This is a genomic window from Marinobacter sp. ES-1 (assembly GCF_000475255.1).
GTDB classification, from domain to species: Bacteria; Pseudomonadota; Gammaproteobacteria; order Pseudomonadales; family Oleiphilaceae; genus Marinobacter; species Marinobacter vinifirmus.
In genome coordinates, this window is the sequence record NZ_AXBV01000043.1 from 26,155 (window position 1) to 38,151 (window position 11,997).

The 11,997-nt window shown below is 58.3% G+C and carries 9 protein-coding genes; 5 read left to right on the forward strand and 4 right to left on the reverse strand.

What is annotated here, in order from left to right; translation table 11 throughout:
• Positions 1–327 precede the first annotated feature (327 nt).
• The 3 genes from htpG to Q668_RS08435 all read left to right on the forward strand — a co-directional run bounded on the left by htpG (position 328) and on the right by Q668_RS08435 (position 5,957).
• A complete protein-coding gene (gene htpG, locus Q668_RS08425) occupies positions 328–2,220 on the forward strand; it encodes a molecular chaperone HtpG (RefSeq protein WP_022989170.1) in 1,893 nt (630 codons plus the stop codon).
• Between the two features lie 442 nt (positions 2,221–2,662).
• Positions 2,663–4,834, forward strand: coding sequence for a catalase/peroxidase HPI (gene katG / locus Q668_RS08430; protein WP_022989171.1), 2,172 nt, complete (start codon positions 2,663–2,665; stop codon positions 4,832–4,834).
• Between the two features lie 145 nt (positions 4,835–4,979).
• Positions 4,980–5,957 carry a tRNA dihydrouridine synthase gene (locus Q668_RS08435; protein ID WP_022989172.1) on the forward strand — a complete coding sequence of 326 codons (978 nt, stop codon included), beginning with the start codon at positions 4,980–4,982 and terminating at the stop codon, positions 5,955–5,957.
• On the opposite strand, the gene Q668_RS08440 is transcribed toward Q668_RS08435, so the two are convergent.
• Positions 5,954–6,973 carry a class I fructose-bisphosphate aldolase gene (locus Q668_RS08440; protein ID WP_022989173.1) on the reverse strand — a complete coding sequence of 340 codons (1,020 nt, stop codon included), beginning with the start codon at positions 6,971–6,973 and terminating at the stop codon, positions 5,954–5,956. The genes Q668_RS08435 and Q668_RS08440 overlap by 4 nt on opposite strands.
• Positions 6,974–7,118: 145 nt before the next feature.
• Here Q668_RS08440 and Q668_RS08445 point away from each other — a divergent pair, with 145 nt between their 5' ends.
• Positions 7,119–9,173: a dehydrogenase gene (locus tag Q668_RS08445; RefSeq protein WP_022989174.1), complete on the forward strand. Its 2,055-nt coding sequence runs from the start codon at positions 7,119–7,121 to the stop codon at positions 9,171–9,173.
• A 94-nt stretch (positions 9,174–9,267) separates the two neighbouring features.
• Positions 9,268–10,143 carry a metal-dependent hydrolase gene (locus Q668_RS08450; RefSeq protein WP_022989175.1) on the forward strand — a complete coding sequence of 292 codons (876 nt, stop codon included), beginning with the start codon at positions 9,268–9,270 and terminating at the stop codon, positions 10,141–10,143.
• Here Q668_RS08450 and Q668_RS08455 read toward each other — a convergent pair.
• From Q668_RS08455 to Q668_RS08465, 3 genes are all read right to left on the reverse strand, one after another.
• Entirely contained in the window at positions 10,106–10,612 is a 507-nt protein-coding gene (locus Q668_RS08455; protein ID WP_022989176.1) for a methylated-DNA--[protein]-cysteine S-methyltransferase, read from the reverse strand. The two genes, Q668_RS08450 and Q668_RS08455, sit on opposite strands and share 38 nt — an antisense overlap.
• A gap of 7 nt (positions 10,613–10,619) precedes the next feature.
• Positions 10,620–11,105, reverse strand: coding sequence for a GNAT family N-acetyltransferase (locus Q668_RS08460; RefSeq protein ID WP_022989177.1), 486 nt, complete (start codon positions 11,103–11,105; stop codon positions 10,620–10,622).
• Between the two features lie 185 nt (positions 11,106–11,290).
• Positions 11,291–11,989, reverse strand: a complete 699-nt coding sequence (locus Q668_RS08465) for an NrdJb (RefSeq protein WP_022989178.1) — start codon at positions 11,987–11,989, stop codon at positions 11,291–11,293.
• Positions 11,990–11,997 lie beyond the last annotated feature (8 nt).

The window sequence follows — 11,997 nt, forward strand, 5'->3', positions numbered from 1 at the left end:
GCCCCGCAGGGCTTATTGCTCCTGCGTCGCACTGCGGGTCCTGGACTGGCCGTCCATGGCCAGCCCGTGAAGAGCTAACGCTCTTCACCCATGGCTCCGCACGGTTTCGGAAAGCCATCCCCCTCACGCTCGCCCAGACTCCGTGCTGAAACCGGCCTAACCGAGATGTTGGGTGGCGGGGCCGGGCTACGGCTTCCAAAACTGTGCGGAGCCATGGATGGCGGAGCCCAAGCGCCACATGGATGTGCCGCAAGGAGCGTGTTTTGGAAGCCGTAGCCCGGCCCTGCCGCTCCACCCAAAGCAAAAAAGCAGGAGACAAAACCAGCCATGACGGTAGAAACCAACAAAGAGACCTTAGGATTCCAGACCGAAGTGAAGCAACTGCTTCACCTGATGATCCACTCTCTGTACTCGAACAAGGAAATCTTCCTTCGTGAGCTCATCTCAAACGCCTCGGACGCCGAAGACAAACTCCGCTTCGCCGCTCTGAAAGACGACAAACTCTACGAAGGCGATTCCGAACTCAAAATTCGCCTGGATTACGACAAAGACGCCGGCACCATCACCATTGCCGACAACGGCATCGGTATGACCCGTGACGATGTGATTGCCAACCTTGGCACCATCGCCCGGTCCGGTACTGCAGAGTTCCTCAAGCAGTTGTCGGGTGACGAAAAGAAAGACAGCAAGCTGATCGGCCAGTTTGGTGTGGGCTTCTACTCTGCCTTCATCGTGGCGGACAAGGTAGATGTATTCACCCGCCGTGCCGGTGCACCGGTCGAAGAGGGTGTGCATTGGGAGTCCAAGGGCGATGGCGAGTTCACCATCGAGCCGGCGACTCGTGAGCAGCGTGGTACTGAAATCGTGCTGCACCTGAAAGCCGAAGACAAAGAGTTTGCGGATGGCTGGAAGCTGCGCAGCCTGGTGAAGAAGTACTCTGATCACATCTCCTTCCCGGTCGTGATGAAAGCCGAGTCCGAGGAAGAGGACAAGAAGGGCGAAGACGAGACGGTCAACGATGCCACCGCCCTGTGGACGTTGCCCCGCACCGAGATCAAGGACGAAGAGTACAAGGAGTTCTACAAGCACATTGCCCACGACTTCGAGGACCCGCTCACCTGGTCCCACAACAAGGTGGAAGGCAAGCTGGACTACACCAGCCTGCTGTACATCCCCAAGCGCGCGCCGTTCGACCTGTACAACCGGGAAGCGCCCCGTGGCCTGAAACTGTACGTGCAGCGCGTGTTCATCATGGACGACGCCGAGCAGTTCCTGCCGCTGTACCTGCGGTTCGCCAAGGGCGTAATCGATTCCAACGATCTGTCCCTGAACGTATCGCGGGAAATCCTGCAGAACGACAGCACCGTGGAGAGCATCCGCACCGCCATGACCAAACGGGTGCTGGACATGCTGTCCAAGCTAGCCAAGAAAGACGGCGATGAGTACCAGGGCTTCTGGGACGAGTTCGGCACCGTTCTGAAAGAAGGCCCGGCAGAAGACTTCAGCAACCGCGAGAAAATCGCCGGACTGCTGCGCTTTGCCTCTACTCATACCGGCGATGAAGCTCAGAACGTCTCCCTGGACGACTACATCAACCGCATGAAAGATGGCCAGAAAAAGATCTACTACATCACCGGCGACAACTTCGCGGCCACCAAGAGCAGCCCGCACCTGGAAGTGTTCCGCAAGAAGGGCATCGAGGTACTCATCCTGTCGGATCGCATCGACGAGTGGATGATGGGTTACCTGAACGAGTACGACAGCAAGCAGTTCCAGGACGTAGCCCGTGGTGACCTGGACCTTGGCGAAGTGGAAACCGAGGAAGACAAGAAGCACCAGGAAGAAGCTGCCAAGGAGCACAAGGACCTGCTGGAGCGTATCAAGAAGGTGCTGGACGATCAGGTACAGGAAGTGCGGGTAACCAACCGACTGACCGATTCACCGGCGTGTCTGGTAGTGGGCCAGTTCGATATGGGCGCCCAGATGAAGAAGATCATGGAAGCTGCAGGCCAGAAAGTGCCGGAAAGCAAGCCGATCTTCGAAATCAATGTGGACCACCCGCTGGTACAGCGCCTCGAAAGCGAGCAGGGCGAGGAGCGCTTCAGGGAGCTGTCTGCGGTTCTGTTTGACCAGGCCACATTGGCCAGCGGTGAACAGCTGAAAGATCCCGGTGCCTATGTCAGCCGCCTGAACCGGTTGTTGCTGGAACTGGCGAATTGATATCAACCATCGCGTAAGTAGACAAGAGGGGCTGGTGAGTAAATCACCGGCCCTTTTTTTGTTGGAACTGAGAATCTCTATCGATAACCAAAAGCTTTCGTGAAGTTATTATTAATCAATTTTAGCTAATGATGTTGGTGGCGTATGGTTGAGTTGTTCCAGAAAACCAGGGAGTTGCGCCATGTCAGTATTGAGAAATATGACCCTTGTAGGATGGGATGAGTCTCTTGGCATTCTTGCGCTGTATTGCTGCGAGTATGCCATCGCTCAGTAACAGGCAGAGGCTGATTTGGCAATAAGGAACGCGGTGGACCTCTTATAGTCAGTCACTATGCTGCCATTAGGAAAGATTCAAGCAGGCAACTGAGAGTGATCTATATTAAGTGGTGCCCTGATCAGAAAAGACCAAATGTGCTAAAGACGCGAAGAACAGGAGAGTGCTATGACAGCTAATACGTCTGGTGGTAAGTGCCCGGTAATGCACGGGGCAAACTCCACCGAGAACCGCGATGTGATGGATTGGTGGCCAGAGGCCCTTAACCTGGACATCCTGCACCAGCACGATCGCAAGACCAATCCTCTCGGCGAAGATTTCGACTACCGGGAAGAAGTCAAAAAACTCGATTTTGAAGCCGTCAAGAAAGACCTGCACGCCCTGATGACAGACAGTCAGGACTGGTGGCCGGCAGACTGGGGCCATTACGGTGGCCTGATGATCCGTATGTCATGGCATGCCGCTGGCACCTACCGTATCCAGGACGGCCGTGGTGGCGGTGGCACCGGTAACCAGCGTTTTGCACCGCTGAACTCCTGGCCCGATAACGTCAGCCTGGACAAGGCCCGTCGCCTGCTGTGGCCGATCAAGAAAAAGTACGGCAATAAACTGAGCTGGGCAGACCTGATTATTCTTGCTGGTACGGTGGCCTATGAGTCTATGGGCCTGCCGTCTTACGGCTTCTCCTTCGGCCGTGAGGACATCTGGCACCCGGAAAAAGACATCTACTGGGGTAACGAGAAAGAGTGGCTGGCACCGTCAGACGAGCGCTACGGCAACGTCGAGAAGCCAGACACCATGGAAAACCCGCTGGCGGCCGTTCAGATGGGCCTGATCTACGTGAACCCGGAAGGCGTGAACGGTAAGCCGGATCCGCTGAAAACCGCCGAGCAGGTGCGTGAAACCTTCGCCCGTATGGCGATGAACGACGAAGAAACCGCGGCACTGACAGCCGGTGGCCACACCGTTGGAAAAACCCATGGTAATGGCGATGCCTCTGCCCTTGGCGCCGAGCCGGAGTCCGCTGACGTAGAGGAACAAGGCCTGGGCTGGAGCAACCCGAACATGAAGGGTAAGGCGGCCAACGCCGTGACCTCTGGCCTTGAAGGTGCCTGGACGACGCATCCGACCAAGTTCGACATGGGCTTCTTCGAGATGTTGTTTGGCCACGAATGGGAGCTGAAGAAGAGCCCGGCCGGTGCCTGGCAGTGGGAGCCGGTTGATATCAAAGAGGAAGACAAGCCGGTGGATGCTTCGGACCCGTCCAAGCGTCACAACCCGATGATGACCGACGCCGACATGGCCATGAAGATGGATCCGAAGTACCGCGCCATCTGCGAGAAATTCATGGCAGATCCGGAATACTTCAAGGATTGCTTCGCCCGTGCCTGGTTCAAGCTGACTCACCGGGATCTGGGCCCGAAGAGCCGTTATATCGGCCCGGAAGCGCCGGCAGAAGACCTGATCTGGCAGGATCCGGTACCGGCAGGAAGCATCGACTACTGCGAAGAAGTGGTGAAAGAGAAGATTGCAGACAGCGGCCTGAGCATCAGCGAGATGGTCAGCACTGCCTGGGACAGCGCCCGTACTTTCCGTGGCTCTGACATGCGCGGCGGTGCCAACGGTGCCCGCATTCGCCTGGCCCCGCAGAAAGATTGGGAAGGCAACGAGCCGGCCCGTCTGAGCAAGGTACTCAAGGTGTACGAGCAGATCTCTGCCGAAACCGGTGCCAGCGTGGCCGATGTGATCGTACTGGCTGGTAGCGTGGGTATCGAGAAGGCTGCAAAAGCTGCCGGTTATGATGTTCGCGTACCCTTCCTGAAGGGCCGGGGCGACGCAACCGACGAGATGACCGATGCACCGTCTTTCGAGTACCTGGAGCCGGTAGCCGACGGCTTCCGTAACTGGCAGAAGAAAGACTACGTCGTGAAGCCGGAAGAGTTGCTGCTCGACCGCGCCCAACTGATGGGGCTGACGGCACCGGAAATAACCGTTCTGATCGGCGGCATGCGGGTGCTCGGCACCAACCATGGTGGCACCAAGCACGGTGTGTTCACAGACCGTGAAGGCCAGCTCACGAACGACTTCTTCGTGAACCTGACCGACATGGCCTACAGCTGGAAGCCGGTGGGTAACGGAACCTACGAGATCCGTGACCGCAAGACCGACCAGGCCAAGTGGACCGCAAGCCGCGTAGACCTGGTGTTCGGCTCCAACTCCATCCTGCGTTCCTACGCAGAGGTGTACGCCCAGGACGATAACGGTGAGAAGTTCGTGAAGGACTTTATCGCTGCCTGGACCAAGGTCATGAACAACGACCGCTTCGACGTACAGGCATAATCTGCCGGTAACGTTGTAAAACCCGCCGGGCATCCTGTTTCGGGATGCCCGGCTACCTATTTCCCCCCGAATTCCTTACAATCCGCTCCGCCTGATTTTTGATCAGCCGCATTCTGATTCATTTCTCTCAGTTCCTGGAGCCTTCATGCGAATCATCCTTGCCCCGATGGAAGGGCTGGTCGACGCACCCATTCGTGAAACCCTGACCAAGGTCGGCGGGATTGACCGGTGCGTGACGGAATTTATTCGCGTGACCCACGGCATGTTGCCGCCCCGGATTTTCTACAAGTACGCTCCGGAGCTATACAACGGTGCGCTCACCGAGGTAGGTACACCCGTGGCCGTCCAATTGCTGGGCTCCAACGCCGGCATGATGGGCCGTCACGGTGCCAAGGCTGCGCAGCTGGGAGCAGGGCAGGTGGACATTAACTTCGGCTGCCCGGCTAAGACGGTGAACAAACACAAGGGCGGCTGTGTACTGATGCGCGAGCCGGAGCTGATGTATGAAATCACCGCAGCCGTTCGTAAAGCCGTGCCTGCGGATATTCCGGTCACCGCCAAGATGCGCCTGGGCTATGACGACCGTTCTATGGGCGTGGCCTGTGGCCAGGCGTTGGAAGCGGCCGGCGCCTCCGAGATTGTTATTCACGCCCGCAGCAAGGTGGATGGTTACAAGCCGCCGGCTTACTGGGAAGAAATCGCCAAGGTACGCGAAGCCGTGAACAGCCATGTGATTGCCAATGGCGAAATCTGGACCGTGGACGATTACTGGCGCTGCCGGAAAGTCTCCGGTTGCGACGATGTCATGATCGGCCGGGGCCTGATCGCCCGGCCGGACCTGGCGGCACAGATCAAAGCCTCCCAGAACGGTGAAACACTGGAGCCTATGACCTGGGCCGAGGCCGTTGTTCTGGTGCGGGAATACGCTGCTGCCCTGCAAACCCGCCTGGAAGACAAATACGTGACCGGCCGCATCAAGCAATGGCTCAACTACCTGCGCCAGGGTTTTGCCGAAGCCGAAGCCCTGTGGCCCCAGGCCCGTAAAATCCGGGAAGTGGCGCCGATGCTGGCTTGCCTGGATCAGCCGGTAGACCTCTCGCAACGCAGCACTAACGCCGCCTAGCCCTCGTTCTCCATCATGGGCGTGTAATCACCGGAACGGGCCAGGCCATTGAGTCTGGCCCGTTTTTTCATGGCCGCCTGTGATGCCCCGGCGTTCTCCAGTCTTCCGGCCCAGGCTTTCTGGGCGGGCTCCTGCAGCGCCCGGCCGTAGGAGAAACTCAGCTCCCACGGGTGGTAGCCCAGGCTGTTCAGAGCGTTGAGGTTTTCGGTGGATTCTTCAGGTGTCTGGCCTCCGGAGAGAAAAAATATCCCGGGGACGGCCGCTGGCACCACTCGCCGGAAAACGCTGAGCGTCGCTTCGGCAACCTGTTCAGGTGTGGCTTTGCCGGATTCCTTGCCCGGTGTCACCATGCTGGGCTTCAGCACCATGCATTCCAGGTTCACCCGGTGCCGATGCAGGGCCTTGAACACTTCAAGCAACACATCCTCGCTCACCTCTGACGCCCGTTCGATGGGGTGGTTGCCGTCAATCAGAACCTCCGGCTCGACGATCGGCACAATACCCATGGACTGACACACGGCGGCATAGCGGGCCAGCACCTCGGCATTGGATTTGATGGCCTGGAACGAGGGCAGGCTATCCGAGATATGGAACACATCCCGCCACTTGGCAAACCGGGCACCCATGGATTTGTAATGCTCCAGCCGCGCGGCCAGGCCATCGAGCCCATAGGTAATCTCGTCCCCCGGGGCATTCACCAGCGGGCCTTTACCCTGATCGACCTTGATGCCGGGCACAACGCACTGACTGGCAAGCAGCTTGGGGATAGCGACGTCATCCAGGCTCAGTTGTTCCAGAGTTTCGTCGTAAAGAATCACGCCGCTGATGTGTTCGCCAAGGCCGGGCGTGGAGAAAATAATGCTGCGGTATTCGCGCCGTGTGGCTTCGGTGGACTCCACGCCCACTGCCTTGAAGCGCTTGGCGATGGTAGGCGTGCTCTCGTCGGCAGCCAGTATGCCTTTGCCGGGCTGCACCAGGTCGGCAATGGTGGTAATCAGTTCGTCCTGAATGGTCATGGTACCTCCGTGGAAGGATGTGGTGATCAAACGTGTTTTTCAGTGTAGCCGGTAATTTGCTCGGCGGTATTTGATCTGGGCTAAGGCAGGATAAGGCCCCAGCTTCTAGACTTGAGAAAGAACAAAACAACAGGGACAAGGCGCCATGAAAACCGTTGTGAGTATCAGCCAGGGCTCATCCGAGTACGACTACGAGCTTGAAACCCGGTTTCTGGGCCAGGACTTCCGGGTGATCAGGGTGGGGAGCGATGGTAACCTGGACCGTGCCGAGGCCGTTCTGGATTCGGTGCGTGAACAGGCAGATGCCATTGGCCTGAGTATGATCCACGACCATTACCAGGTAGGGCGGGAGCAGCTTCAGCACCCGGATACCTCGCGTCTGGAAGCCTGTGTGCCGGATAAGCCCGTCACCACCGGGGCCGGCCTTCGGGGCATTCTCCAGGAATGGGCCGTACGCCATACCCAAACCGAACTGGGCCATTTTTTCGACAATGCCCGCGTTTTGTTCCTCAACGGCCAGGCCGGTTTCCGCATTGCCAAGGCGCTGTCGGAACATACAGACAACCTGCTGTTCGCTGATCCTTACCTGGATTTCGGCGTGCCACGTCTGCTGACTTCCCTGAGCCAGCTGGAAGCCTACACCAAGCTCACCGCACCGGTGATGTTCAGCCCCAATGCCGTCAAGGTCATCGAGCGACTGCACCGTACTCCGCTTTACCGGATGGGTGAGAAACTGATCAGCGGTTCCCTGCATGAATCGGTCAGGGACTGCCATGTAATTGTCGGGGCCATGGGGGATCTGGAGGCTTTCACGGAGAAAGAGCTGGATGGCAAAACCGTGATCACCTCCCGGGTGAGCGAATCTGCCCTGGACTGGTTCCGTTCCCGGAAAGTCGCCATGGTGGTGGACTACAGCCCCTGGCTGGAAGGTCGGCCAGTGGGGGTGAACGTTATGGAGGCGATGATCAGCGCAGCGTTGTCACGAACTCCGGAGCAGCTGGGTGCGGATGACTTTCTCGATGTGATCGAGCGGCTCGGGGTGGAACCCCGGATTCTGTACCCCAATGGCTACCGCCGTATAAACCGGTTCGCCTTTGTAATCCATCCGCTGTCGCAACAGTATCTGACCAAAACCCCGCCCCTGGACTGGGTCGCCAGCGTATCGCCGCCGGCGGTGATGAACCTGGTGGAAAAAGCCATCGCCTATACGCCGCCATTTGTGTATTCGAAGGTCTCCGGCATTCAGTCACCCACTGGTGATGAAGTGGAAGGCTGGCTGATTACCGTGGGCGGCACCCCGAAAGAAATCATGGCCCATGACCCGGAGTTTACCTACAGCCGCTTGCTGGCGGCGGCAAAGCTGGCCAGGAAACTGGGTGCCCAGATTATGGGCCTGGGCGCGTTTACCAAGGTAGTCGGGGATGCCGGGATTACGGTGGCCAAGCGGGCACCGCTGCCGATTACTACCGGCAACAGCTACAGCGCCTCAGGTGCCCTTTGGGCCGCCCACGACGCGGCGCAGCGCATTGGCAGGGTGAGTATCGGCAAAAGCGGCAAGATGGGTGGCAAGGCCATGGTTGTGGGCGCTACCGGAGCCATTGGCTCTGTGTGCGCCCGGTTGCTGGCCAAGGCCGTGGATGAAATCTATATGGTGGCTCCGGAAGCGGCCAAGCTGCTGGCCCTGAAGGAAAGCATCGAACTGGAAACCCCGGGTGCTATCGTACACGTGGCAGCCACCACCGATCGCGATCTTCCGGATATGGATATGGTGGTAACGGCCACCTCAGGGGCCGGCAAGCGCATCCTGGATATCATGAAGGTGAAGCCGGGCTGCGTGATTACCGACGTGGCCCGGCCGCTGGATATTCCTGCAGAAGATGTGGCCCGGCGGCCGGATGTGTTGGTCATCGAATCCGGTGAAATCCAGCTTCCCGGGCCGGTAAAGATGAAAGACATTGGCCTGCCCAAAGGCATCGCCTATGCCTGCCTGGCCGAAACCATCGTACTGGCGCTGGAGGCCCGGTTCGAGAACTTCACCCTGGGCCGTAATATCGAATGGGAGAAGGTGCGGGAAATCTACAAACTCGGCCTGAAGCACGGCATGCAGCTGGCGGCGGTGTCCGGGGTTAACGGTGTGTTCACCGAGGAGGACTTCGAACGGGTACGGGCGCTTGCCGCAGAGGCCACAGAGCCCGCCTGATTACGAAATTGGCCCGCAATCACCTGACGCCCCTGTAAAAGGGGGCGTAGCCTGTAGGAATGTATTCGAGCCCACAGGTTCAGGAGAGTTTGCTATGAACGCGCCAGCGACACAGATCAAGAAGTCCACAAGGGGCTACCGGAGTGCGACACCGCCGGGGCTGGTTCCGGAAGTGCGCAGTCCGGATTTCGAGTTTCCGGAGGATCTCCCAAAATACTGGTGGGATAACGACCCGGTAAAAACCTTGTTGCTGGGGGCGTTGTCTGCCAGCTTCCCGCCCGGAGAAAAATTCTTCATTGATTCGGTCCGTCACTACCAGGACCAGATTACGGACCCGGAGCTGAAGAAGGCGATCCGGGCATTTATCGGCCAGGAGGCTCATCACTCGAAAGAGCACAAGCTGATGAACGGCTTCCTGGAGGAGCGGGGCGTTGGTCTGGGCCGGCTCGAGCGTGAAGTTCAGTGGTTCATGAACAAGCTGCGCAGGAACTTCACCCCGGAGCGCCAGCTGGCCCACACCGTGGCGGTTGAGCACTTTACGGCCCTGATGGCAGAGGAGTTTTTGCTCAAGTTTGATGCGCTCGAGGAAATGGACCCCAGAATCGCGCCAGTCTGGGCCTGGCACGCCATTGAGGAATCCGAGCACAAGGCGGTGGCCTTTGATGTTTATAAGAGTATCGGCGGCAGCGAGTTTATCCGGGTAACGGAAATGATGGTTGTGAGCGTGATTTTCCCGTTCTTCAGCACGCTGCACGTGATTCAGCTGATGAAGGAAGACGGCCAGCTGGGGAACCTGAAATCCTGGGCCGGGGCCTTTAATTATATGTGGGGCAAGCCGGGTGTGTTCCGCAAGTTGATACCGTCTTACCTGAAGTATTACAGCCCGAACTTCCACCCCTGGAACAACGACGCCCGGGATCTTGTGGAGAAGGCTAAGAAGCGCTGGCTGCCAGCGTCGCTTCAAGGTTGAGCAGGGCGCGTTTACGCTCGATGCCCCAGCGGTAGCCCCCGAGGCTGCCGTCAGACCGGACAACCCGGTGGCAGGGTATTACCACCGCCAGTTTATTGGCTGCGCAGGCCGTAGCAACGGCGCGCGTGGCTTTCGGGCGGCCCAGCTTCCGGGCAAGTTCGCTGTAACTGACGGTGGTGCCTGCCGGAATTCGCAGAAGGGCTTGCCAGACTTCTTTCTGGAAGACAGTGCCTTTTGGTGCCAGGGGCATGCTGAGGCTGCCAGTGGGGTTGTCGACAAACTGCCGCACGGGGTCAAGGACGTCGGCGATGCCGGCTGTTGCGGGCTTGATAACCTGGCCGGGGAAATGGGCGTGAAGCAGGGCGACAAGTTCTTCGTTTGTGTCGCCCAGCTCGATGGCGCAGAGGCCTTCTTCAGACCAGCTGGCCAGCAGCTGGCCCTGTGAGTATGGGGTGATGCCATAGTGCATCACCGCATTATCCTTCCACTACTTTGCGCATGTTATAGCGCAGGAACTGGGCTCCACGAACCGTGACCCGCTGCTCGTCGACCACTTCAAAGCCGTGCCGCTCAAAGAACGGCCGTGCGACCACGCTGGACTCGGTTTTCAGCTCTTTCACACCCATGCCGATCAGTTGCTTCTCCGCCTCATGGTAGAGGGTGGAGGCAATGCCCCGGCGGGCAAAGTTGGGTGCTGTGAACACCAGGTCGATGGTGCCGTCCTTGTCGTAGGAAATGAACCCGGCCAGGTCGTCACCTTCCTCGGCGACCAGGGTTTCCAGCGAGTCCAGCCGAGCGCGCCAGACATCCAGGTGAGGCGTGCGGGAGGCCCAGGCATAGCGCTGGGTTTCATCATAGGCCCCAGCGGTCAGCTCATGTACGGAATCCGTAAACAGCCGAACCACCGGGCTCAGATCCTGAATCTGGTACTTGCGAATCGTGATAGACGTGATTGTGTTCATGTCAGCTCAGTGTGCACCTGTGTTGGATAGCAGGTTAAAACCGTTATTCCACTATACCCGCAGCATACCCCGTACAGCAGGAAAATCCAGCATTCCTACCCACTCAAATGCTTTAGTTGTGGCCATCAGAAAAAAGCCCGGTTGCTTGCGCAACCGGGCTTTTTTCAACTCGTCAGCTGATTACTTCAGCCGCATTTGCTGTCGCCGCAGGACAGGCAGGTAGCACAGCCGTCCATCACGATCACAGCCTTGGTATTGCACTTGCCGCACATGGTGGCGTTGGCAGGGTAGTCGCTGCCTGTGTCGTCGTTGGTGGCCTTGTCCTGGCTGGCTTCAAACTCCGCACGCTTCTCGGCGAGAATGCGCTTGGTGGTTTCGCTCAGCTCGTCGCTTTCCAGCAGGCCGATGGCTTTCAGGTGTTTCTCGATCACGGCGCCGATTTCGGCAACCAGTGACGGCATGAAGACGCCGCCTTTCTTGAAGTAACCACCGTTCGGGTCATACACGCTGCGCAGCTCTTCCACCAGGAAGGTTACGTCGCCACCTTTGCGGAATACCGCCGAGATAACGCGGGTGAGGGCGATAACCCACTGGAAATGTTCCATCGACTTGGAGTTGATGAACACTTCATAGGGCTGGCGGCTCTCGTGGTCAGTGCCTTCGTTGAGCAGGATGTCATTGATGGTGATGTACATCGCGTGCTCGGCCACGGGCGGCTTGATCTTGTAGGTGGTGCCCAACAGGAAATCCGGCCGCTCGATGTATTCATTCATCTCAACCGGCTTGGTTTCAGCCTGTACCGGTGCCTGGTGTTCGTTCGGGGTTTCCGCATCGGCTTTCTTGACCCGGTAGCCGACGATTTTGTTGCTGATTTTGACTGTCATTTTGCTGT

Bases quoted from the DNA above. Each gene is read 5' to 3' on its own strand.
- htpG (WP_022989170.1), top strand. From the start codon at position 328: ATGACGGTAGAAACCAACAAAGAGACCTTAGGATTCCAGACCGAAGTG.
- katG (WP_022989171.1), top strand. From the start codon at position 2,663: ATGACAGCTAATACGTCTGGTGGTAAGTGCCCGGTAATGCACGGGGCA.
- Q668_RS08435 (WP_022989172.1), top strand. From the start codon at position 4,980: ATGCGAATCATCCTTGCCCCGATGGAAGGGCTGGTCGACGCACCCATT.
- Q668_RS08440 (WP_022989173.1), bottom strand. From the start codon at position 6,973: ATGACCATTCAGGACGAACTGATTACCACCATTGCCGACCTGGTGCAG.
- Q668_RS08445 (WP_022989174.1), top strand. From the start codon at position 7,119: ATGAAAACCGTTGTGAGTATCAGCCAGGGCTCATCCGAGTACGACTAC.
- Q668_RS08450 (WP_022989175.1), top strand. From the start codon at position 9,268: ATGAACGCGCCAGCGACACAGATCAAGAAGTCCACAAGGGGCTACCGG.
- Q668_RS08455 (WP_022989176.1), bottom strand. From the start codon at position 10,612: ATGCACTATGGCATCACCCCATACTCACAGGGCCAGCTGCTGGCCAGC.
- Q668_RS08460 (WP_022989177.1), bottom strand. From the start codon at position 11,105: ATGAACACAATCACGTCTATCACGATTCGCAAGTACCAGATTCAGGAT.
- Q668_RS08465 (WP_022989178.1), bottom strand. From the start codon at position 11,989: ATGACAGTCAAAATCAGCAACAAAATCGTCGGCTACCGGGTCAAGAAA.